We start from the raw sequence: 22,663 nt of genomic DNA, 5'->3' as shown, positions 1-22,663 counted from the left end.
TGTCTCATGCCGCAAGCTTTGCCGCAACCGCGCCGAAGGCGGTGATCAGCCGGTTGACCTGGGTCGCAGTGGTCGCCGGCGAGATCAGCATCATGTTGTGGAAGGGTGCGATCAGCACGCCGCGATTGACCAGCGCGACATGGATGGCGGCCTCCAGTTCCGGCGCATGCGCCACTTCCGCCTCGGCGCCATTGCGCAGCGGACCGGGCGCGCAGATGAACTCGACGCGGGCGCCGACACGGGAAACATGCCAGGGCAGGCGATAGCGATCGATCACGCCGGTCAACCCGGCATCGAGCCGCCGCGCTAGGTGATCCATGCGGTCATAATTTTCCGGCGTCATTACCTCTTCAAGCGCGGCGCGCATCGCTGCGAACTGCAGCGGGTTGGCCGAGAGCGTCGTGCCCATGCCGGAATAGCCCGGCTCCTTGGTCCTGTTGTAGTCCGCGTAGCGCGAGGCGACGTCGTCGCTCATGCCCCAGACACTGGCCGGCACGCCGCCGGCGATCGGCTTGCCCAGGACGAAGAAGTCCGGGTCGAGACCATATTTCCTCGTGTAGCCGCCGGGGCCGGTCGAGATCGTGTGCGTCTCGTCGATCAGAAGCAGTGTGCCGGCTTGGCGTGTCAGTTTGCGCAGGGCGTCATGGTAGCCCGGATCGGCAAGCACCATGCAGGAGTTGGTCAGCACCGGTTCGGCGATGACGCAGGCGACGTCCTTATCCCCAAGCGCGGCTTCGAGTGCAGAGATATCGTTGAACTCGATGACTTTGGCCGTACGGGTCAGGTCGCGGAATTCCCCCGCCAATCCCGGCCGGTTGACGGGCTTGCCGTCGATCAGCCGCACCATCGTCTCGTCGACCGAGCCATGGTAGCAGCCGTTGAAGACAAGGATCTTCTCCCGGCCGGTGACGGCTCGGGCGACGCGCAGCGCAAAGCGGTTGGCATCGGTCGCCGTCGTCGCGATCTGCCAGAACGGCAGGCCGAAGCGCTGCTGCAGCAGCGGCCCGATGGCCAGCGCGTCTTCCGAGGGCAGCATATAAGTCAGGCCGCGTCCGGCCTGGCGGCGGATGGCGCGCGCCACCGGCGGCGGCGAATGGCCGAACATCGAGCCGGTGTCGCCAAGGCAGAAATCATCGAGCTTGTTTCCGTCAATGTCGGTGATTGTGGCGCCCTTGGCGCTGTCGACCAGGATCGGAAACGGCGTCGGCCAGTCGTTCATCCAGTGCATCGGCACGCCGCCGAAGAAGCCGGGCAGGCCGTTGCCGACCTTTACCTGAGATTGCGGCCGCGCCTTGCGGAAGGCTGCCCCCTCGGTCTCGCGCAGATCGGCAATGCGGTCGCGGCCGATGCCGCCGATGGACGTCTTGGACATATCGCTGTGCATGAAAACCCCTCTGGTCGATTCCTCTTAGCCAATCCGTGTCTGCATCCGCAATTGGCCGCGCATCTGTCCTGCGTTGGCTCAGCCTTTGGCGGCGGCGCTTGACCGTGCTGCCGAAGTCGGCGCCAATATGAGCGGGAATTGAGGGGGGAGGGGTAATGAGGACGGTCATCTGTGTGGCGATGCACCTGTCGTCGGCGAGCGCGGCCTTCGCCTCGGGCGGCATCTGGTGCTCCACCGACGACGCGGCGGCGACATTCGAGGTCGAGGCCGGCGTCACCAGAGGCATGGGCGGGCCGACCTTCAATTTTCGCGGCAACCTCGAAATTCTGAGCCGGCCTGCCAGCGACAGCCTGCGCAAGACCGTGTTTGAGGATTCCAACCTGACGCAGTACTGGCTCGACGGCAAGGAATTGCGGCTGAACATCTATCGTGAGCACGAGGCCGCGCAAAAGATCAACTCGGTCGAACTGACGATCCTGACCAGGACCAGCGACGAAGGCGTCTACGACGGGAGCTATACGCTCTCCATCTACGACGCCGCGGCGGATACGGACCAGGACGGCAAACCGGTTGAAATCAGCGGCAAAGTGTCGTGCGGAGCGGAGTGAGCGGGGTCAGGCCGTGATGTCGATGACGCCGCAGTCGCCTGCCGCGCTGCCAAAGGCGACGCGGCGTTCTTCCTTGTCCCACATCATCGAGGTGATGGCGCCCTTGCCCGGTCGCCGCAACAGCACTTCCTTGGCGTCGGCAAAACGCACCGCCATCACCATGCCGTCATCATAGCCGACGGCGACGACATCCTGGCTCGGGTGACAGGCGACAGCCGTCACCATGGCGTTGCCGCGCGTGCCGAGTTCCAGCGGTGCCTTGCCCATCGGCCCGTCCTTGCCGGAAAACGGCCAGACGATCGCCGCCGGCGCGCCGGAACTCGCCAGCCACTTGCCCTTCACGCTCCACGACAGGCTTTTGACCTTGCCGGGATAGCCGGTCATGCGCATGTGCTTGCCGTCGGCGAGCTTCCACCCGTGCAATGCGTTTTCTTGCATGGTGGTGACGAGGAAGGCGCCATCCGGCGAGAAGGTGATACCGGTATGGGCGCCGGCCCATTCGAGTTCCACCGGCTTGCCCTCGGCGGCCGGGAAATGCAGCGTCGCGCCATTGTAGCGGGCGACGCCGAAGCGCATGCCCTTGGGCGAGAAGGCCAGCCCCTCCACCGAACGCGGATGGACGAATTCCCTGGTCTTGCCGTCGGCGAAGCGCACGAAGGCAGTCTTGCCTGAGGCATAGGCGATGGCGCCTTGCGGCCCGGCGGCAACGCTGGTGATCCACTTCCTGGCCGCGCTTGCCAATTCCGTGGCCTCGCCGCCCGTTTTCACGGCAAACACCTTGCCGTCCTCGCCGCCGGTGATCAGCCGGTCATTGGCCGCATCATGGAAGGCGGCGAGCAGCCCGTCATTGGCCTGAACCGTCTTGTGGCCATGGTCGAGCCGATGGATGGCGCCGTCGGCCATCGCGAAATGCGGCACGTCGCCGAGAAAGACGGCGGCGATGCAATGGCCTTCGAGGTCTAGGGGGGCGACTGTGGGCATCAGGGAACCATTCCAATGAAGTTTGTTGCCATCCCCGGGAAGTCGCCAGCGCGGCCAGGTGTGGCGCCAACCTTCTCCCCTTGTGGGAGAAGGTGGATCGGCGCGCAGCGCCGAGACGGTTGAGGGGTGTTGGACGGATCGCCGTCGGTGCTCAGCTGGAGCACCCCTCATCCGACCGAGCTTCGCACGGCCACCTTCTCCCACAAGGGGAGAAGGACAGAAGGGGCAGCGCTAGCGTTATAAGGCTTGGAAATCAAGCCGCCTGGCAGGCGTCAAAACTCTTCTTCAGCCGCTCGGCGTCGAGTTCCCTGCCGATGAACACCAGCCGGCTCTCGTGCTTTTCGCCGACTTTCCAGGCGCGCTGGTGGTCGCCTTCGATGATCATGTGCACGCCCTGGATGACATAGCGCTCGTCGTCGCCCTTGAGCGCGATGATGCCTTTCAGCCGCAGGATGTTGGGGCCTTCCATCTGGGTGATCTTCTCGATCCAGGGGAAGAATTTCTTCGGGTCCATCTCGCCGCCGCGCAGCGACACCGATTGCACCGTCACGTCATGAATGTCGGAAGCATGCGCATGATGGTGGTGCCCGTCATGATCATGGTGGTGGTGGTCGTGGTCATGGTCATGATGATCGTGATCGTCATGCGCCTCGAGGAAGTGCGGATCGTTTTCCAGTGCCCGGGACAGATCGAAAGCGCCGCGGTCGAGTACTTCGGTCAGGTCGACGCCGGCGCGGGTGGTACGATGGATCTTTGCCGCCGGGTTGATGGCGCGGATCGTTGCCTCGACCTTGGCGAGTTCTTCTGACGTGACGAGGTCGGTCTTGTTGAGCACGACGACGTCGGCGAAGGCGATCTGGTCCTCGGCTTCCCTGGAATCCTTGAGCCGCAACGGCAGGTGCTTGGCGTCGACCAGCGCCACCACCGCGTCAAGCCTGGTCTTGGAGCGCACATCGTCGTCCATGAAGAAGGTCTGCGCCACCGGCACCGGATCGGCGAGCCCGGTGGTCTCGACGACGATGGCGTCGAAGCGGCCGGGGCGGCGCATCAGGCCCTCGACGACACGGATCAGGTCGCCGCGCACCGTGCAGCAGATGCAGCCATTGTTCATCTCGTAGATTTCCTCGTCGGATTCCACGATCAGATCGTTGTCGATGCCGATTTCACCGAACTCGTTGACGATGACGGCGTAGCGCTTGCCGTGGTTTTCCGACAGGATGCGGTTGAGCAGCGTGGTCTTGCCGGCGCCGAGATAGCCGGTGAGAACGGTTACGGGGATTTGCGTCTGTGCATCGCTCATGGCTTGCCTCGAAAGTGCTGGGCCGCGAAAGATCCGGCCCTCAAAAGGGATTGTCGGTTCCATATAGGATGTGTGCCGGGCTTTTGCACGGGGCAAACCGATGGGCCAAACCGGCTTGCTACAATACCGGATTTTGACTGGCGAAAGCCGCTGTGATTGCCTAGCTCGGGATGCGGAAGGTCAATTTGAGAGGCAAGATATGTCCGGCAAGCCATCCTCCTTCTCATTGAGCCGGCGCCAGGCGCTCGGGTTGATCGCGGTCACCGCCGGAGGTGGTGCCTTCCTGCCGGCCTCGGCAATGGCCGCTCAATCTTCGGCTGCCCAGGCTTCACCCTATGCCGGACTGGCCTTGTTCGAAAACGGCGCCGGTGTCTGCACCATTACGCCTGAAGTGACCGAGGGACCGTTCTATTTCGACCCGAAACTCGAACGTGCCGATGTCACCGACGGCAAGAAAGGTATTGCCCTTGACGTCCGGCTGCAGGTTGTCGACGTGGACTGCCGCCCACTTGCCGGCGCCCGCGTCGATATCTGGCATTGCGACGCGCAGGGCGCCTATTCCGGCTATTCCAGACAGGGTGACGGCCGCGACGTCGACACGTCGGGCCAGACCTTCCTGCGTGGTTGGCAGAAAACCGATGCAAGCGGCATCGTCTCCTTCGCCACGATCTATCCCGGCTGGTATCGCGGCCGCACCACCCACATCCATTTCAAGGTCTTCCCTGACGACAGGTCGGTGATGACCGGCCAGTTGTTTTTCCCCGACAGCCTCAGCGAGCAGATCTTCACCTCTGTCGCGCCCTACAATGACCGGCCCGGCAAGCGCGACACTTCAAATGCCGATGACGGCATCGCCAGGCGGGCCGGATCGCAATCGCAGGCTGCGCTGCGCGAGTTGGAGGATGCCTATCAGGCGCTGATGATCGTGGCGGTGAAGTCCGGCTGAGCGGCGGTCACTCCACTACCACCACCCTGCTCGCGACGAAAACTCCGGCTGGGAATTCGTTTGTCATCTAACTGAAATAAACATCTGGCATTAGCCACGGCGGACACCACAATGCTTGCCGGCAAAGCTGTTTGAAGCACCGGAATCTTTTTGATCGTCGATTGCCAACCGGCCGGCTGCCTCTATGCTGCCCGCACCGGTACGGCCGAAGAGGGAAGACCATGGCCAAGGCGGACAAGACTGCGACAATGAGCCGGCTGCATTCCGCGGCAAGGCTGGCAAGGACGGCGCTGGCTGCCCGGCTTCTGGCGCACGGGTTCTATGCCGGCCAGGACCAGATCATGCTGGCGCTCGACCGTGAGGACGGCCAGACGCCGGGCAATCTTGCCGGACGTCTCGGCGTGCGCCCGCCGACGATCACCAAGACCATCAACCGGCTGCAGGCCCAGGGTTTCCTGGAGAAGCGCGCTTCTGAAGCCGATGCCCGCCAGGCCCATATCTTCCTCACCGATACAGGCCGCGACATCATCCACGCCATCGAGAAATCGGTGAAGAAGACCGAAAAGCAGGCGCTGAAGGGCCTCGACAAGAAGGACCAGAAGTCGCTGTTCAAACTGCTTGCCCGCATCGAGGCCAACCTCTCGAACGAGGAACTGGTGCTCATCGACGACGACGCCGAGTCGGACGACTGACCGGCGGATTGTCGCGGCAGGCGATCAAGCCGCCGCGGCAGAGCCCTGGATCAGCGATGACCAGCGTCCCGGTGTCATGCCGAACGCCTTCTTGAACTGCCTGATGAAATGGCTCTGGTCGCTGAAGCCGGCTTCGACCGCGATCTGCGCCAACGGTTCGCCGGCGGCGATCATCCGCCGCGCACGCTGAAGCCGGCGCATCACCAGGAAGCGATGCGGACTGGTCGAGAACGCCGCGCGGAAATGCCGTGACAAGGCATAGCGGTCGAGCCCGGTTATCGCTTCCAGTTCGCCGGAGCGCACCGGCCGGGTCAGGTTTTCCGTGAGATAGTCGCGCGCCAGTGCAGCCGCCCGCCACGCCGTCCGTGTCATCGGCTTTGCCGGCTGGCCGCCGTGCCGGGTCAGGCTTTGCATCAGTTGGACCAGGAAGTCGTCGACGAACAGGTCGTCGAGTTCCTGCTCCAGCGGCCCCAGAGCCGAAAGCAGCGTTGCGCAAAAGGCCGCGTCCGTCACCACGCCATCCCTCACAAAAGGCAGCGAAGCGCCGCCGAGGCAGTCGAGCATCAGCGACGGCTCCAAATAGAGCATTCGGTAGCGCAGGCCGTCCTCGGTGCCGGCGCCGCCGTCATGCAGTTCGTCGGGGTGTAGCACGATGATCTGGCCTGGAAGGCTGTGACGCGCAGCACCAAGATAGCGAAACGTCTGCACACCGTGCAGCGTTACCCCGATCGCATAGGTGTCGTGGCGATGCAGGTCGAACGCGCTGCCATGGAAGCGTGCCTCGATCCGCTCCATGCCTGCGGGATCGGGGGCGGAGATAATACGGTTTTCCGCCGCATCGATGCACAAACGTCCAAGACCCTCGAAGGCCTGGCTGTCTAGATCGTGCGACATCGTCTCCGTAAGCCTCGCATTGGGGCACAAACCGAATGGCCAATGTCTCATGTTCGATACGAAATTTGCAATCGTGCTCAGGGAAGATCTGCCGGTCTGGCAGAAACTCAACGTCACCGCCTTCCTGACCAGCGGCATTGTCGCCCAGTTTCGCGACATCATCGGCGAACCCTATCGCGACCGCGCCGGCAATCTCTACAACCCGCTGTCGATCCAGCCGGTCATCGTTTTGTCCGCCGACCAGGCCACGCTGGGCACGATCCACCGGCGCACATTGGAGCGCGGCGTGACCACCTCGCTCTATGTCGAGGAGATGTTTTCGACCGGCTTTGACGCGGCCAACCGGGCCGTCTTCGCCGAATTTGCGCCTGAAGACGCCAAGGCGGTCGGGATCGCGCTTCGCGCCGACAAGAAGCTGGTCGACAAGATCACAAAGGGCGCCCGTATGCACCCGTAGCTTCAGAGGCATCGACTAAGCCTGCCGCCGACACTTGTTGTGCCAGCCGGCTTTGGCGTGGCGACAGCCGACAATTGGCTTGCCGGGAGCCGGCAATTCCCGCAAAGGTGGGTCCAGCCCAGCTCCCACCCGGCCTGCAAGTGAGTGCTCCCCAAAGACATGTAGAAAGCGCGACGCCCCCGGTGGCGATCCTGTGCATGCTTTCCACTTACGTCTGCTTCACCTTCCTCGACACATCAAGCAAATACCTCGTCCTCGCCGGCGTTTCCGTGCTGGTCGTTGCCTGGGTGCGCTTTGCCGTGCATGTCATCCTGGTCGGCACCCTGTTGCGCGGCTGGCGCCAACCCATGCGGTTTCGCCCGGTCAACCTGCCTGCGCATATCCTGCGCGGGGCTTTCCTGTTCGGATCGACCATATTCAATGTCCTGGCGCTCAAATCCCTGCAACTGGCCGAGACAACCTCGATCTATTTCTTTGGGCCGATGGTGATCACGGCGCTGGCCGGTCCGCTGCTTGGCGAGTGGGCGGGCTGGCGGCGCTGGCTGGCCATCCTGGCGGCCTTTGCCGGCGTCCTCATCATCACCCGACCGGGCGTCGGCGTGTTCGGCATCGGACATCTCTTCGCGCTCGGCTCGATGCTGTCGAACTGCTTCTACGTCATCATGACGCGCCGCATGTCGGCGACCGAGACATCGGAGAGCCTCATCCTGTTTTCGGCGCTGGCGCCGGCGCTGCTGCTGTTGCCCCTGCTGCCGTTTTCGTTTTCCCTGCCGCATGACGGCTGGCACTGGTTCGTGCTGCTGATGCTCGGCGTGTTCGGCGGCGTCGGTCACTGGCTGCTCGTCCAGGCCTACCGGCTGGCGACGACCACGGCTTTGGCGCCCTATCCCTATTCGCAGATGGTGTGGATGATCATTTCCGGATGGATCGTCTTCAAGCAGTTTCCCGACCGCTGGACGCTGGTCGGCGCCGCCATCATCGTCGCCAGCGGCCTCTACATCGTCCATCGCGAGCATAGGCTTCGGCTGCGGAGCCGCGCGGCCTCGGACGTCGAGGCCGAGGCGTTGGCAAAAAAACTTTGATTTGCCCCCGATCGGTGGCATAACGCCGCCTTTAAACAGTTTAGGTCTGGAAAGTCAGATCCGGGGAGCACACGTCGCTGGCACAAAAAATCAAGCTTTCGACGATCGCGGATGCGCTCGGCGTGTCCACGGCCACGGTCTCGCTGGCGCTGCGCGACAGCCCTCTTGTTGCCGGGACCACCCGTGACCGCATCAAGGAACATGCCCGCGCCATCGGCTATATCTACAACCGACGCGCCGCCAGCCTGCGCACCTCGCGTTCCGGCATTGTCGGCGTCGTCGTGCACGACATCATGAACCCGTTCTTCGCCGAGATCCTGCGCTCGATCGAAAGCGAGCTCGACCGCAGCCGGCAAACCTTCATCCTGTCCAACCACTATGATCAGCTCGAAAAGCAGCGCACTTTCATCGATACGCTTTTGCAGCTCGGCGCCGACGGCGTCATCATGTCGCCGGCGATCGGCACGCCGGCTTCCGACATCGTGATGGCCGAGGAGAACGGCCTGCCGGCTGTGCTGATCGCGCGCACCGTCGAGGGTGCCGACGTGCCGGTCTTTCGCGGCGACGACTCTTATGGAACAGGCCTCGCCACCAACCACCTGATCTCGCTCGGCCACAAGCGCATCGCCATGATCGGCGGCACCGACCAGACCTCGACCGGCCGTGACCGCTACCAAGGCTATATCAACGCGATGGAGGCGGCCGGGCTGGAAGTCAGGCCGTCCTGGCGCATCGCCGGGCCGCGCACCAAGCAGGCCGGCTTCGAGGCCGCCGGACAGTTCCTGGCGCTGAAGGACAGGCCGACGGCAGCCTGCTGCTGGAACGACCTCGTCGCCATCGGCCTGATGAACGGCATTGCCCGCGCCGGCCTGGTGCCGGGCGTCGACATCTCGGTCACCGGCTATGACGACCTCGAAGAGGCGGCGATCGCGACGCCGGCGCTGACCACAGTCTGGAACGGCCAGCGCGAGGTTGGCCGCCGCGCCGCCAGCGCGCTGCTCGACAAGCTCAACGGGCAGACGGTGCGACCCTCGCAGGAATTGATCAAGCCGGAACTGCATGTGCGTCAGTCGACCGGCAAGCCGGTGGAGCGTGCATGACCAAGGCCGAACAGTTGCAGACCGTCGCCATCCTGGTGCCGGGCGATTTCAACGACCACGCGGTTGACCGCATCAACCGCACGTTCAGGCGTGTCAGAATTGAACGCGCCGATCCGGCGCTCGTCACCGACGAGATGCGCAGTGATGCGCGCGGCATCGCTTCGTTCGCCGGCATCAACGCGGCGATGATGGATGCATTGCCCAACCTCGAACTCATCGCTTCCTTCGGCGTCGGCTATGATTCGGTCGATGTCGGTCATGCGGCGGCGAAAAACATCATGGTCACCAACACGCCCGACGTGTTGACCGAGGAGGTCGCCGACACCACGATCGGGCTGTTGATCAACACCATCCGCGACCTGCCGCGCGCCGAGACCTGGCTGCGCGACGGCAGCTGGGTGCGCAAGGGCAACTATCCGCTGAGCCGGCTGACCTTGCGCGGGCGCAGTGTGGGTATTTTCGGCATGGGCCGCATCGGGCAGGCCATTGCCCGGCGTCTGGAAGCCTTTGGCTTGCCGGTCGCCTACCACAACCGGCGCCGTGTCGAAGGTCTTTCCTACCACTATCATGCGACCCTGAAAGGGCTTGCCGAAGCCGTGGATACGCTGATTTCGGTCGCGCCGGGGGGCGCCTCGACGGAGAAGGCGGTCAATGCCGAGATACTGTCGGCGCTTGGCGCCAACGGCGTCTTCGTCAACATCGGCCGTGGCAGCACGGTCGATGAGGCAGCGCTTGCGGCAGCCCTTGCCAACGGCACCATCGCCGCTGCCGGCCTCGACGTCTTTGCCGACGAACCGAACGTGCCCAAGGCGCTGCTCGACGCGCCCAACGCCTCGCTGCTGCCGCATGTCGGCTCGGCCTCGGACCATACACGCCGCGCCATGGCGGATCTGTGCGTCGACAATCTGGTGTCCTGGTTCACCGAGCGCCGGCCGCTGACGCCGGTGCCTGAGACGGCGCATGTGAAGGCTAGAAACTGATCGGTGGCTGCCACATTTATTAACGTCAGCTTAACCCTTTGGAATCATTGTTCAACCTGTCCGTGTATGTGGATGAAGAATGATGAAAGCACTTTCCGCATTGATCGCTGCCGCAGCGCTGTTTGGTGGCATTCAGCTGTTTCATGGCGGCAGCCGGGAAAGCGTAGCCAACGAGGCCGCCCCGTCCAACAGCTACAGGCTGGTCGCCAATGGCGATGAGGCGGTCTGTGCAGTCAGCCGCGGGGCCGAAATTTCGGACGGTTTGTCGTTGCTCACCGTTGCTCCCAAATGCCGTCGGCTCTTGCCGGGCATAGAACAGGCGAAGTTCTGGCGCGAGCAAAACGATGGCACCGTTGCCTTCAGCGCCAATGGCACCGATCAAATCGTCACCTTCGCGGCTGCCGATGGCGACGGCTACGAATCCTATGCCCCGGCGCTGCCGCTGCTGTCGCTGGCGGCCACCCGTGATAAAAAATCCGGCGAGTGATTATTCCGCTGCGGCCCGCGCGCCCGCCTTCGCTGCGGCGTGCAGCCGAACCGCATCGCCGAAGGCACGGAATATTTTCACCGAATTGCTGTCCGACTTGACCCAGTATTCCGGGTGCCATTGCACGCCGACGGCGAAGGCGCGGGCGTCCCGCACCGAAACCGCCTCGACCGTGCCGTCGGTGGCGACGGCCTCGACCTGCAGCTTCGAGCCGAGCCGGTCGATCGCCTGGCGGTGCAACGAATTGACCTTGATGTCGCCGGCACCGAACACACCGGCCAGGCAACTGTCAGGTTTGATCGAAATGGTCTGGTGGATGGCGAAGCGTTCGTCCTGCTTCTCGCTCACCGGCGCGCGGTGATCGAGCGAACCCTCGCGCTCCTGGATCTCGGTGCCGAGCGTGCCGCCCAACGCCACGTTCAGTTCCTGGATGCCGCGGCAGATGGCGAGCAGCGGCACGCCGCGTTCGATCGCCCGGCGGATCAGCGGCAGCGTCGTGGCGTCGCGCGCCGGATCATAGGGGCCATTGGCTTCACTGGCGTCGCCGCCATAAAGCGAGGGATGCACATTGGATTTCGAGCCGGTGACCATGACGCCGTCGACCGACGACAGGAGTTCGTCGAAATCGAGCCGGTCGCCGAACGATGGCACCAGCACCGGGAACACGCCGGCGCCGGTGATCGCCGCTTCCAGATATTGTTGTGGGGCGGCGTGCCAGGTGTAGTTGTCGAACTGGCGGACGTCGGTCGATATGGCGACGAGCGGCTGATGCATTTTGGCTCTATGTTCCATCGGGGCAAGGGATACCTGCCTTCAAAATAGGCGATCCCACGTTATTTTTCCATGCCAAGTTTCGGCGTGTCGCATGGGCCACGAAACGGCCTGTTAGACTATAGTTGCAGTGCAGCCGGGCTTCGCCGTCAAATCGGGCCGGCCTGCTGGACTCGACTTCTTGCCTGTGTATTGTCTCGAACGAACCGACACGGAAACCGAGGATTTTCTGACGTCGGCCTGTTGATCCAAAAGGGAGGAACTTCATGGATCGTCGTTCATTCATTCGCAAGGCCGGTGTCACCGGCGTCGGTGCCGCGGCGGCGGCGGCCACGCTGGCGGCGCCTGCAATCGCCCAGTCCAATCCCAAGGTGACATGGCGGCTGGCGTCGTCCTTCCCGAAGTCGCTCGACACCATCTATGGCGGCGCCGAGGTGTTCTCGAAGATGCTGTCGGAAGCCACCGACGGCAATTTCCAGATCCAGGTTTTTGCTGCCGGTGAGCTGGTGCCTGGCCTGCAGGCCGCCGACGCCACCACGGCCGGCACGGTCGAGGCCTGCCATACGGTGGCATATTATTACTGGGGCAAGGACCCGACATGGGCGCTCGGTGCGGCGGTTCCCTTTTCGCTCAACGCACGCGGCATGAATGCCTGGCATTACCATGGCGGCGGCATCGACCTGTTCAACGAGTTTCTCGCCACGCAGGGCCTTTTCGGCCTGCCGGGCGGCAACACCGGCGTGCAGATGGGTGGCTGGTTCCGAAAGGAAATCAACACGGTGGCCGACCTTTCCGGCCTCAAGATGCGAATCGGCGGTTTTGCCGGCAAGGTGGTGCAGAAACTCGGCGTCGTGCCGCAGCAGATCGCCGGTGGCGACATCTATCCGGCGTTGGAAAAAGGCACCATCGACGCGGCCGAATGGGTCGGTCCCTATGACGACGAGAAGCTCGGCTTCTACAAGGTGGCGCCCTATTATTACTATCCCGGCTGGTGGGAGGGCGGCCCGACCGTCCACCTGATGTTCAACAAGGCGAAGTACGAAGAGCTTTCGCCAACGTACAAGTCGCTGCTGCACACTGCCGCGCAGGCGGCCGACGCCAACATGCTGCAGAAATACGATTATCTGAACCCTGCGGCGGTGAAGCGGCTGGTGGCCGGCGGCGCGAAACTGCGCCCGTTCAGCCAGGAGATCATGGCCGCCTGCTTCGAAAAGGCCAACGAGGTCTATACCGAAATGGAAGCCTCCAACGCCCCGTTCAAGAAGATCTGGGAATCGATCAAGGGCTTCCGCAAGGAGCATTATCTCTGGGCACAGGTGGCCGAATACAATTACGACACCTTCATGATGGTCCAGCAGCGCAACGGCAAGCTGTAGCCGGCCGGACTTCTGCTCAAAAGCTCTCTGGGCGGACCCCGCTCAGAGAGCTTTTCTGTATATGCCGGGAGGCGAAGCCGGCGGTTCAGCCGCGGCGCGGCACCACCAGAACCTTGACCTCGCCGGGCGCCGGCGGATTGGCGATCACCGCTGGCGCTTCTTCAAGCGACACCTGCCTGGAGATCAGCCTGTCGATCTCGACCGCACCGGAAGCGATGAGTTCGGCGGCGCGGCGATGGGTGTAGGGATTGAGGAAGGAACCGAGCACCTTCAGTTCCCGGAACAACAGGTCGAACGGCTCGAATTCCGCTTTCATGCCTTGCGGCGTCACGCCGACAATGACGACCGTGCCGCCGGCTCGGGCCAGCCGCATGGACTGCTCGACGGTCTCTCGCACGCCGGCGCATTCGAAGACGACGTCGACGCCACCTGGCGCCAGACCGGCCGGTCCGGCGATCGCATCGATGACATCGGTGGCTGTCGGATCGATCGTCGCTGTCGCGCCGAGGTCCTCGGCGAGGGCGCGCCGCGAAGCCTGCCTGGTCGACAGGATGATGGTCGTGGCTCCCGCCAGTCTTGCCAGCTGCACGGTGAGCAGGCCGATCACGCCGCCGCCAAGCACGACCACCGACCTGCCCGGTTTGATACCGGCCAGGTCGACGCCATGCAGGCAACAGCCGAGCGGCTCGCAGAAGGCACCGTGCAGGGGGTTCAGGCCTGCAGGCAGGACGAAAGCCTGTTTCTGCGGCAAGGCAAGATAGTCGGCAAAGCCGCCGTCGCGATGAATGCCGATCGCGCACAGATTGGTGCAGAGATTGACTTGTCCCGCGTGACAGTGCGCGCAGCGCCCACAGGCTATGTTGGGGTCGCCGGTAACACGATCGCCGATGGCAAAACCCGAGACCGATTTTCCGATCGCCTCGACGATGCCGGAAAACTCATGGCCGGGCGTCACCGGTGGCGTGCAAGGAAATTCACCGTGAAACAGATGCCGGTCCGTGCCGCAGACGCCGCAGGCTTCGATGCGCACCAGTAGCTCATCCGCACCGATGTCAGGCATGTCGACGTCGCGCAGCGTGATGTCGCCCACTGCTTGCAGCCGCACCGCTTTCATGGTCTTGACCATGCCGGTTCAGTTGAAGCTTGGCGGTTGCGACAGGTCAGGCTGCGGCGCTGCCGGCTTTGCCGGTGTCGGATCGCCGAAACTGGGCGGTTGCGAAAGGTCAGGGGCGGCCGGCGCCGTGGCGCCACCAGCGGGCGCCGCTCCATCCGCCGGCGGCGTGCCCAGCGGCGACAGGCCGGGCACCTCCGGTACCTTGTAGTCGATGGTGCCCGGATCGACGGTCGTTCCCTTGTAGTGCATCACCATTTGCGGGAAGGCGATGGTCAGCCCGATCATGATCACCTGGATGCAGACAAAGGGCACCGCGCCCCAATAGATCTGGCCGGTGGTCACCGGCGCGATTTGTTTGCCGGTGAGACGATCGAGATAGGGCACGCGCGCGGCCACCGAACGCAGATAGAACAGCGCGAAGCCGAAGGGCGGGTGCATGAAGCTGGTCTGCATGTTGACGCCCAGGAGCACGCCGAACCAGATCAGGTCGATACCGAGCTTGTCGGCGGCGGGCGCCAGCAGCGGTACGATGATGAACGCCAGTTCGAAGAAATCGAGGAAGAAGGCGAGGAAGAAGACGAGCACGTTGACGCCGATCAGGAAGCCGACCTCGCCGCCCGGCAGCGACGTCAAAAGGTGCTCGACCCAGATGTGGCCGTTGACGCCGTAGAAGGTCAGCGAGAACACCCGTGCGCCGATCAGGATGAACAGCACGAAGGACGACAGCCTTGTCGTCGAGGCCAGTGCCTGCTTAACGACGTCAAGCGACAAGCGCCCCTTGGCCGCCGCCATGAACAAGGCGCCGACCGAGCCCATGGCGCCGCCTTCGGTCGGCGTGGCGATGCCCAGGAAGATGGTGCCCAGCACCAGGAAGATCAGCGCCAGTGGCGGGATCAGCACGATGATCACCTGCTGCGCGAGCCTGGACATCATGTTGAAGTTCAGGCGCTTGTCGGCAATGGCGACGATGTAGATGAACAGCACCCCGGCAGTCGCGCCAAGAATGTCGGCATTGTCGCCATGCGCCGGCGCCAGGTAACGATACGCCGCGTAGGAAACCGCCGATGTGACCAGCAAAGCCACCAGCAGCGACATCACGCCATGGCCAAGTGTACGGGCCTCGAGCGGCAGCGCCGGCATCGAGTTCGGCCGGATGATCGACATGATCAGGATATAGGACATATAGAGGCCGGTAAGCACGAGGCCCGGGATCAACGCGCCCGCGTACATATCGCCGACCGAGCGGCCGAGCTGGTCGGCAAGCACGATCAGCACCAGCGACGGCGGGATGATCTGGGCAAGCGTGCCGGAGGCGGCAATGACACCGGATGCGAGCCGGCGGTCATAGCCATAGCGCAGCATGATCGGCAGCGAGATCAGGCCCATGGCGATGACGGAAGCCGCCACCACGCCGGTGGTCGCCGCCAAAAGCGCGCCCACGAAGATCACCGCATAGGCGAGGCCGCCGCGGATTGGCCCGAACAGCTGGCCGATCGTGTCGAGCAGGTCTTCGGCCATGCCCGATCGCTCGAGCACGATGCCCATGAAGGTGAAGAACGGGATGGCCAGCAGCGTGTCGTTCGACATCACCCGGCTGCCGTAGAAATTATCCGGCAATGCGTGCAGGAGCGGCCAGGCGAGGTTGATCGATCCTCCGGAATAGGGAGACAGCAGCACGCCGATGAAGAAGAACATCAAGCCGTTGGCGGCCAAGGAAAAAGCGACGGGGTAGCCGATCAGCAGGAAGATGATCAGCGAAGCGAACATGATCGGCGCCATGTTCTGCGCGATGAACTCCATCACGAACGCACCTCGTCGGCCAGCGCCTTGGCTTCGAGTTCGGCCTGCTCATGCACCGATATGAAGGGATTGGGGTCGTCCATGTCTCCGCGCATGATGGCGATCTTCTTGATGATCTCGGAGATGCCCTGCAGCGCCAGCAGGAAAAACCCGACGAGCAGGATGGCCTTGGCGGGCCAGATGATCAGGCCGCCGGAATTGTTGGACATCTCGCCGCTGCGAAACGACAGCGACACATAAGGAACGAAATAGATCACCATCAGCGTCACGAACGGCATCAGAAAAAAGACATGCCCGAAAAGGTCGATCCAGTGCTGCACGCGGCGTGGAAACAGGCCGTAGACGACGTCGATGCGGATATGTTCGTTCTGCTTCAGCGTATAGGCGGCGGCCAGCATGAAGGCGGCGCCGAACAGATACCATTGCAGCTCGAGCCAAGCGTTCGAGGATATGTCGAACACCTTGCGGATAATGGCGTTGGCGGCGCTCACCAGGATCGCCAGCAGGATCAGCCACGATATCCATTTGCCGATGAACTCGTTGGCGCGATCAATAGTCCTGGATAGAGCGAGAAGCCCTGCCATGCATTCCTCCCTTGTACCGGAGGCGTGCCGGCTTCCCCCTTTTTGTCCGTCACGCCACGTGGTCCAACGGTATGCCGCGCGTGGACTGACGGGTCAACAAGGATAGAGGCAGCGAATATCATCGCATCGCAGACAGTGCCCAATACCGGCGATCTGCCCTCGCGTCATGCAACCAAAGTCTGACGTTTTCAGGCGATTTTGCCGGTGTCGCGGCCGGCGCCGATCAGGATCAGCGTCGTGACCAGGAACAGGTACATCCACGCGTCGCGCCACTCGACCGGGAAGTAGCCGGCCCACAGCGATTCGGCCATGCCGAAGACGGCCGCGCCGAGCGCCGCGCGCGGTGGCGAGAGATAGCCGCCGACCGCCGTCACGAACAGGATCTTCAGTCCGTAGACGAGGCCCGAGCCGAAGCTGACATTGCCGTAATAGAGCCCGGCCATGACACCGGCCAGCGCGGCGCAGAAGCCGCCGAACAGCACCGCGTGCCGGAACACCGCGCGTACGTCGACGCCGCACATCGCGGCAGCCTTGGGGTCGTCGGAGACGGCGCGCCAGCACCGTCCGAAGCTCGACCGGGCAAAAGCCCAGCTTGCCAGCGCGATTGCCGCCACCACCACGGCGCAGTCGATAAGCTGGATGAGCGTCAGCGTTGCCTTGAAGGTCGCGCCCTGCGCGAAAACGATGGGCTCCGCCAGCATCGGCGGCAGCCACAGATCATGCGTGTCGGCGGCGATGCGGCTCGCTTCGGACAGCAGCAGCAGGATGCCGAGCGTCGTCACCACGATTGCATTGGGCGTGCGGTCGGCCAACGGTTCGAAGACACTGCGCGACAGCACGTGGCTGATCAGCGCGGCATAGAGGAACGCAGCGACGACGCCGAGCGCCACCGCCGCCAGCAGCGTCAGCCACAGCACCTGATAGCCGAAGGCCGCGGTCAGGATCATGGTCTGGCCGCAAAAGGCGAACAACGCGCCATAGGCGAGATTGGTGCGGTGCAGGATGCCGTTGGTCAGCACATAGCCAAAGGCGAGCAACGCATACAGCGCGCCCGAATGCAGCCCGTTCAGCACCTGCTGGAAGAAATAGAGCATGCAAAACCTCGAAGCATGCCGCCCAAAAATGCGAAGCGGTCCTGGCCAACAGCATGCTCAAAAGGCTGCGGAGACCACCGCATCCCGGAGTGAGGTTGCATCGCGGAATCTAACTTGTCAAATACGATTTATCGGTTAGATTTTCGCCATGACGGTATCATGGACCCCGCACCGCTTCACCGGCGGCCTGCTTGCGCTCGACACGGCGAACACCGTCGTGCTGCGCGGCGATCCGGAGCGGACGTTCGACCGCTTCGAAGATCCGGCCGAGATTGCCCGCTTCGCCGACGCGGCGAGCCGCTTTCGCGCCGCCGAGCTTGGCGAAAGGCCGCTGGCGGTATCCTCAGCGGCGGCGATCGCACCCGTCGTGCTGTCGATCCGCGAGGCCACGGACCGGCTGTTTCGTGGAGCGGTGTCGAAGGGTGCGGTCGCCACCGCTGATCTGCCCGGATTCCTGAGCGCCTGCGCCGAGGGTCTTGCCGGCAGCCGGACCGAGATCGGTGCGCCGGGAAGGCCGTTCGGTGATCCCCTGACGCCGATCGCCTTCGAGGCGGCGCTGGCGGTTTCGGCGCTATCGCTTCTGCGCGACGATACCGTCGCAAGGCTCAGGATCTGTCCCAACTGCACCTGGCTGTTCGTGGACAGAAGCCGCAATTCCAGCCGCCTATGGTGCGACATGGCGGTGTGCGGCAACCGTCAGAAGGCAAGCCGTCACTATCGCCGTCGTCGCATGGCGGAAAATGAGGTCAAGAATGCGTAGCGGCCTTTCCCGTTCGATCCTTGTTGGCGCGGCGCTCATCGTGGCCGTTGCGCTCGGCGCCTGCCGCGACACCGGCGACGCCGAAGGCAAGCTGTTCGAGATTTCCGGCAAGATATTCGTTTTCAACTACCGCCTCGCCAGGGCGACTTATGTGGTGACCCTGCGGCCGCTGAAGCCGATGGGAGAGGGCCAGGTGGCGGTCGCCAGCTTCCAGGATCCCGCCGGCGGCGCACCTCTGGTGGTCGAGCAGAAGGTCTGGCCGAAGCTCGACAAGGTGACGCTGGAGAGCCCGGCACTGACCTGCGTCGTCAAGAACAAGCCCTATGCGATTGCCATCAGCATCAAGGGCGCCGACGGCGCGGTCCTGCAGAAGATCGACACCACGCTGATGTCGACGGAAGACCAGTCGATCCTGCCCGACCGGCCGCTGGTCATCGACCAGCTCTACACCGCCAATCCCGATCTCGTCGGCCATCCCGACGGCAAGCTGCCGGGCGAGCCGAAGCCAGATTGCTCGAAAGGCGGCTGACGCGTCGCGGCCGCCCGCGCCGCAGCTGTAATGTTCATGCGCCGGGCAATGTCCGCGGATCGGTTTCATACCCGATTCAGGATGGCCGCGGACTGTTCGTTGCGCGTTGCCTGGCATCTGCGATTTTGTTTGACCTGCCTTGCAAGGGGAGAAAGGATGCGTCATCCGACCCCGACGTTGGCTGCCTGCCCCGCGTGGCCTCCGCAGAGGAAATGCCTGATGACGCTGCACGACGTCGCGCTCGACGACAAGTTCGATCTCGCAAAGGAGCGCATCTTCCTGTCCGGCGCGCAGGCGGTCATTCGCATGCTCTTGATGCAGCGCGAGCGCGACCGTCGCGCCGGCTTGAACACGGCCGGCTTCGTCTCCGGCTATCGCGGTTCGCCGCTCGGCGGCCTCGACATGCAGCTGTGGAAGGCGAAGAAACAGCTCGCCCAGGCTGACATCGTCTTCCAGCCGGGTCTCAACGAGGAGCTTGCCGCCACCGCCTGCTGGGGGGCGCAGCAGACGGAGCTGCTGGGCGAGGGCACTCATGACGGCGTCTTTTCGGTCTGGTACGGCAAGGGACCGGGCGTCGACCGCTCAGGCGATGTGTTCCGCCACGCCAACCTCGCCGGATCGTCGAAGCATGGCGGCGTGCTTGCGCTGATGGGCGACGACCATATGGCCGAATCCTCGACCAATGCGCACGCCACCGAATTCCTGTTCGTCGACACGATGGTGCCGATCCTCAACCCGGCCGGTGTCCAGGAGATCATCGACTACGGGCTCTACGGCTTCGCCATGTCGCGCTTTGCCGGCACGTGGGCGGCGATCAAATGCGTCAAGGACAACATCGAATCGACCGCCTCGGTCGATGCCGCGCTCGAGCGGCTGAACATCGTCGTGCCGGAGTTCGACATGCCGCCTGGCGGTCTCAACATCCGCCACGAGATCGACATGCTCGGCCAGGAGGAGCGGCTGCATGAACACAAGCGCGCCGCGGCCTCCGCCTTCATCCTTGCCAATGGGCTGAACCGCATCGTCTATTCGGGCGGCCGCAATCCGAAGATCGGCATCATCACGCTCGGCAAGAGCTATCTCGACGTTCGCCAGGCGCTGGAGGATATCGGCATCGACGAAGCGGCCGCCAACCGCATCGGGGTGCGGCTGTTCAAGGTCGGCTGCCCCTGGCCGCTCGACCTGCATCACATCGCCGGTTTCGCCCGCGGCCTCGACACCATCGTCGTCGTCGAGGAGAAGCGCTCGCTGATCGAGGTACAGTTGCGCGAAAGCCTTTATGGCACTGCCACCCAACCGGTCATTGTCGGCAAGAAGGACGAGCGCGGCGACTGGCTGTTTCCGGCCAAAGGCGCGCTCGATCCCAACGAGATCGCCATCGCGCTTGGCGAGAGGATCGTCAGGACCATCGGCCCGTCCGAAGAGATTTCGGCGCGGGTGGCAAAACTGCGCCAGTTCCAGGCAATGCTCACCGAGGCCACCGACATCGGCTCGCGCACGCCGTTCTTCTGTTCCGGTTGCCCGCACAATTCGTCCACCAAGGTGCCGGACGGCTCGATCGCCGCGGCCGGCATCGGCTGCCACTTCATGGCGCTGTGGATGGACCGCAACACAGTCGGCTTCACGGCCATGGGCGGCGAGGGCGCGCAATGGGTCGGCCAGGCGCCGTTCTCCAAGCGCGAGCACATCTTCCAGAATCTTGGCGACGGCACCTACAACCATTCCGGTACGCTGGCGATCCGCTTCGCGCTGTCGAGCGATGCCAACATCACCTACAAGATCCTCTACAACGACGCGGTCGCCATGACCGGCGGCCAGCCGCACGAAGGCGGCCTGACCGTCGATATGATTGCCAGGCAGGTGCGGGCCGAGGGTGTCGACCGCATTGCCATCGTCACGGATGAGCCGGACAAATATGCTGGCAAAGCCGAATTCCCGGCCGGCGCCACTATCCATCACCGCGACGACCTCGATCTCGTCCAGCGCGAGCTGCGCGACGTCAAGGGCGTTTCGGTCTTGCTCTACGACCAGACCTGCGCCGCCGAAAAACGCCGCCGCCGCAAGCGCGGCACATTCCCCGATCCCGACAAGCGCGTCTTCATCAACGAACTGGTCTGCGAAGGCTGCGGCGATTGCGGCGTACAGTCGAACTGCGTCTCGATCCAGCCGGTCGAGACCGAATTCGGCCGCAAGCGCAAGATCGACCAGTCGAGCTGCAACAAGGATTTCTCCTGCGTCAACGGCTTCTGCCCGTCCTTCGTCACTGTGCACGGCGCCAAGATCCGTAAGGCCGAGGGCCTGGCCGGCAAGGCCGATCCGCTGGAAGGCGTGCCCGTGCCGGCGCAATTCCCGCTTGGCGAGCAGGGCTGGGCGGCGATCATCGACGGCGTCGGCGGCACCGGCGTCGTCACCGTCGGTGCGGTGCTAGGCATGGCGGCGCATCTTGAGGACAAGGGCTGCGGCATGATCGACATGGCCGGCCTCGCCCAGAAGGGCGGCTCGGTGTTCACCCATGTCCGCATCGCTCGTACCCCCGACGACATCCATGCAATCCGCGTTTCGGCGGGGAAGGCCGATCTCGTGCTTGGCTGCGATCTCGTCGTGTCGGGCGCCAAGAAGGTGCTGACCGCGGTGCGCGAGGGCCACACCATCTTCGTCGCCAACACCGCCGAGATCATGCCCGGCGAATTCGCCCGCTCGGCCGATTTTTCGTTGCCGATAGAGCGGCTGAAAAAGGCGATCCGCGCGGCTGCGGGCGACGACAAGGCACATTTCTTCGATGCCACCCGCACTGCCACGGCACTTTTCGGCAATTCGCTCGGCGCCAACATGTTCATGCTTGGCTTTGCCTTCCAGCACAGCGGCCTGCCGCTGTCGGCCGAGGCGGTCGAGAAGGCGATCGAGCTCAATGGCGAAGCCGTGGCGATGAACATCGCCGCCTTCCGCTGGGGCCGTCGCGCTGCCCATCAGCCGGATTTCGTGCGCGGGCTGGTTGCCCAGCCGGGTCCGACCGCGGCTGGAAAGGCAGGCCAGACGGATATCGCCGAGACGCTGGACGACATCATTGCCCGCCGCGTCGCCTTCCTGACCGCCTATCAGAACGCCGCCTATGGCAGGCGTTATGCCGGAAAACTGGCCGCGTTGCGCGCCGCCGAAGCGAAGGCCGTGCCTGGTTCGACCGCGGTGTCGCAGGCTGCCGCCAGGAACCTGTTCAAGCTGATGGCGATCAAGGACGAATACGAGGTGGCGCGTCTTTACACGGACGGCTCTTTCGCCGCCGAACTGGGCAAGCAGTTCCAGAGCTACGAAAGGCTTGAATTCCATCTCGCTCCGCCGATCATGGGCCGTCGCGGCAATGACGGAAGCCCGCGGAAATCGAGCTTCGGCCCGTGGATGATGAAGGGTTTTCGCGTGCTGGCGGCGATGAAGGGCCTGCGCGGCACCGCCTTCGACCTGTTCGGCTACACCGCCGAACGGCGCATGGAGCGGCAGCTGCTGGCGCGGTACGAGGCGGATCTGGAGCTCATCGCCGGATCGTTGGCCCCAGCCAGGGTCGATGCGGCGGTTGCGCTGGCCTCGGTGCCTGCCCTCATCCGCGGCTATGGCCACGTCCGTCAAGCCAGCGCGCAAAAGGCCGCCGGCGAGCGCCAAAGGCTGCTCGAACGCCTGTCGAGTACGCCGGCGCGGCCCGAACTTCAGGCCGCCGAATGATCGATACGCCTTG

Annotated in this window: 21 protein-coding genes; 12 read left to right on the top strand and 9 right to left on the bottom strand. The window is 63.8% G+C overall.

Going from position 1 to position 22,663, the window contains the following annotated elements; translation table 11 throughout:
• Window positions 1-4: 4 nt before the first annotated feature.
• Window positions 5-1,384, bottom strand: coding sequence for an aspartate aminotransferase family protein (locus A9K65_RS01795; protein WP_064992899.1), 1,380 nt, complete (start codon window positions 1,382-1,384; stop codon window positions 5-7).
• 155 nt (window positions 1,385-1,539) lie between these two features.
• Between A9K65_RS01795 and A9K65_RS01790 the strand changes: the two genes are divergently transcribed.
• Window positions 1,540-1,992, top strand: coding sequence for a hypothetical protein (locus A9K65_RS01790; protein ID WP_024501924.1), 453 nt, complete (start codon window positions 1,540-1,542; stop codon window positions 1,990-1,992).
• Between the two features lie 6 nt (window positions 1,993-1,998).
• Here A9K65_RS01790 and A9K65_RS01785 read toward each other — a convergent pair whose 3' ends face one another.
• Entirely contained in the window at window positions 1,999-2,973 is a 975-nt protein-coding gene (locus A9K65_RS01785) for a WD40 repeat domain-containing protein (protein ID WP_027163812.1), read from the bottom strand.
• Between the two features lie 253 nt (window positions 2,974-3,226).
• Entirely contained in the window at window positions 3,227-4,273 is a 1,047-nt protein-coding gene (locus A9K65_RS01780; RefSeq protein WP_064992900.1) for a GTP-binding protein, read from the bottom strand.
• Between the two features lie 199 nt (window positions 4,274-4,472).
• Between A9K65_RS01780 and A9K65_RS01775 the strand changes: the two genes are divergently transcribed.
• Together A9K65_RS01775 and A9K65_RS01770 are read left to right on the top strand one after the other, a co-directional pair.
• On the top strand, window positions 4,473-5,219 hold the full coding sequence (locus A9K65_RS01775) for an intradiol ring-cleavage dioxygenase (protein ID WP_064992901.1): 747 nt from the start codon (window positions 4,473-4,475) through the stop codon (window positions 5,217-5,219).
• Between the two features lie 221 nt (window positions 5,220-5,440).
• On the top strand, window positions 5,441-5,911 hold the full coding sequence (locus tag A9K65_RS01770) for a MarR family winged helix-turn-helix transcriptional regulator (protein ID WP_013528223.1): 471 nt from the start codon (window positions 5,441-5,443) through the stop codon (window positions 5,909-5,911).
• A 24-nt stretch (window positions 5,912-5,935) separates the two neighbouring features.
• Here A9K65_RS01770 and A9K65_RS01765 read toward each other — a convergent pair whose 3' ends face one another.
• Window positions 5,936-6,805 (bottom strand): AraC family transcriptional regulator, encoded by an 870-nt coding sequence (locus A9K65_RS01765; RefSeq protein ID WP_027164197.1) that lies wholly within the window; start codon window positions 6,803-6,805, stop codon window positions 5,936-5,938.
• Between the two features lie 49 nt (window positions 6,806-6,854).
• Between A9K65_RS01765 and A9K65_RS01760 the strand changes: the two genes are divergently transcribed.
• The 5 genes from A9K65_RS01760 to A9K65_RS01740 all read left to right on the top strand — a co-directional run bounded on the left by A9K65_RS01760 (window position 6,855) and on the right by A9K65_RS01740 (window position 10,911).
• Entirely contained in the window at window positions 6,855-7,262 is a 408-nt protein-coding gene (locus tag A9K65_RS01760; protein ID WP_064992902.1) for a DUF2000 family protein, read from the top strand.
• A 197-nt stretch (window positions 7,263-7,459) separates the two neighbouring features.
• Window positions 7,460-8,344 carry a DMT family transporter gene (locus A9K65_RS01755; protein ID WP_032809875.1) on the top strand — a complete coding sequence of 295 codons (885 nt, stop codon included), beginning with the start codon at window positions 7,460-7,462 and terminating at the stop codon, window positions 8,342-8,344.
• A gap of 77 nt (window positions 8,345-8,421) precedes the next feature.
• A complete protein-coding gene (locus A9K65_RS01750; protein WP_081714208.1) occupies window positions 8,422-9,444 on the top strand; it encodes a LacI family DNA-binding transcriptional regulator in 1,023 nt (340 codons plus the stop codon).
• Entirely contained in the window at window positions 9,441-10,424 is a 984-nt protein-coding gene (locus tag A9K65_RS01745) for a 2-hydroxyacid dehydrogenase (protein WP_064992903.1), read from the top strand. The genes A9K65_RS01750 and A9K65_RS01745 overlap by 4 nt, the downstream gene beginning before the upstream one ends.
• Window positions 10,425-10,506: 82 nt before the next feature.
• The gene (locus tag A9K65_RS01740; RefSeq protein WP_064993032.1) at window positions 10,507-10,911 is read left to right on the top strand and encodes a hypothetical protein; all 405 of its coding nucleotides are present in this window, start codon (window positions 10,507-10,509) and stop codon (window positions 10,909-10,911) included.
• Here A9K65_RS01740 and A9K65_RS01735 read toward each other — a convergent pair whose 3' ends face one another.
• A complete protein-coding gene (locus A9K65_RS01735) occupies window positions 10,912-11,685 on the bottom strand; it encodes a gamma-glutamyl-gamma-aminobutyrate hydrolase family protein (protein ID WP_063169836.1) in 774 nt (257 codons plus the stop codon).
• 263 nt (window positions 11,686-11,948) lie between these two features.
• On the opposite strand from A9K65_RS01735, the gene A9K65_RS01730 reads away from it, so the two are divergent.
• Window positions 11,949-13,058, top strand: coding sequence for a TRAP transporter substrate-binding protein (locus A9K65_RS01730; protein ID WP_013528215.1), 1,110 nt, complete (start codon window positions 11,949-11,951; stop codon window positions 13,056-13,058).
• 85 nt (window positions 13,059-13,143) lie between these two features.
• On the opposite strand, the gene A9K65_RS01725 is transcribed toward A9K65_RS01730, so the two are convergent.
• The 4 genes from A9K65_RS01725 to A9K65_RS01710 all read right to left on the bottom strand — a co-directional run bounded on the left by A9K65_RS01725 (window position 13,144) and on the right by A9K65_RS01710 (window position 17,650).
• The gene (locus tag A9K65_RS01725) at window positions 13,144-14,172 is read right to left on the bottom strand and encodes a zinc-dependent alcohol dehydrogenase family protein (protein ID WP_064993033.1); all 1,029 of its coding nucleotides are present in this window, start codon (window positions 14,170-14,172) and stop codon (window positions 13,144-13,146) included.
• Between the two features lie 18 nt (window positions 14,173-14,190).
• Window positions 14,191-15,972, bottom strand: a complete 1,782-nt coding sequence (locus A9K65_RS01720; protein ID WP_064992904.1) for a TRAP transporter large permease subunit — start codon at window positions 15,970-15,972, stop codon at window positions 14,191-14,193.
• Window positions 15,972-16,556 carry a TRAP transporter small permease subunit gene (locus A9K65_RS01715; RefSeq protein WP_013528212.1) on the bottom strand — a complete coding sequence of 195 codons (585 nt, stop codon included), beginning with the start codon at window positions 16,554-16,556 and terminating at the stop codon, window positions 15,972-15,974. The genes A9K65_RS01720 and A9K65_RS01715 overlap by 1 nt, the downstream gene beginning before the upstream one ends.
• 188 nt (window positions 16,557-16,744) lie before the next feature.
• A complete protein-coding gene (locus A9K65_RS01710) occupies window positions 16,745-17,650 on the bottom strand; it encodes a branched-chain amino acid ABC transporter permease (RefSeq protein WP_064992905.1) in 906 nt (301 codons plus the stop codon).
• 148 nt (window positions 17,651-17,798) lie between these two features.
• Between A9K65_RS01710 and A9K65_RS01705 the strand changes: the two genes are divergently transcribed.
• The 3 genes from A9K65_RS01705 (at window position 17,799) to A9K65_RS01695 (ending at window position 22,650) form a co-directional block, all read left to right on the top strand.
• Window positions 17,799-18,410 carry a CGNR zinc finger domain-containing protein gene (locus A9K65_RS01705; RefSeq protein WP_064992906.1) on the top strand — a complete coding sequence of 204 codons (612 nt, stop codon included), beginning with the start codon at window positions 17,799-17,801 and terminating at the stop codon, window positions 18,408-18,410.
• Window positions 18,403-18,939 (top strand): hypothetical protein, encoded by a 537-nt coding sequence (locus A9K65_RS01700; protein WP_013528209.1) that lies wholly within the window; start codon window positions 18,403-18,405, stop codon window positions 18,937-18,939. Before A9K65_RS01705 ends, A9K65_RS01700 begins: the two co-directional genes overlap by 8 nt.
• A gap of 219 nt (window positions 18,940-19,158) precedes the next feature.
• Window positions 19,159-22,650, top strand: coding sequence for an indolepyruvate ferredoxin oxidoreductase family protein (locus A9K65_RS01695; RefSeq protein WP_064992907.1), 3,492 nt, complete (start codon window positions 19,159-19,161; stop codon window positions 22,648-22,650).
• Window positions 22,651-22,663: the final 13 nt, after the last annotated feature.

This window comes from Mesorhizobium sp. WSM1497, from assembly GCF_001672455.2.
GTDB classification, from domain to species: Bacteria; Pseudomonadota; Alphaproteobacteria; order Rhizobiales; family Rhizobiaceae; genus Mesorhizobium; species Mesorhizobium ciceri.
The sequence above is the reverse complement of the archived record's forward strand: the minus strand, read 5'-3'. Positions and strand labels throughout refer to the sequence as shown.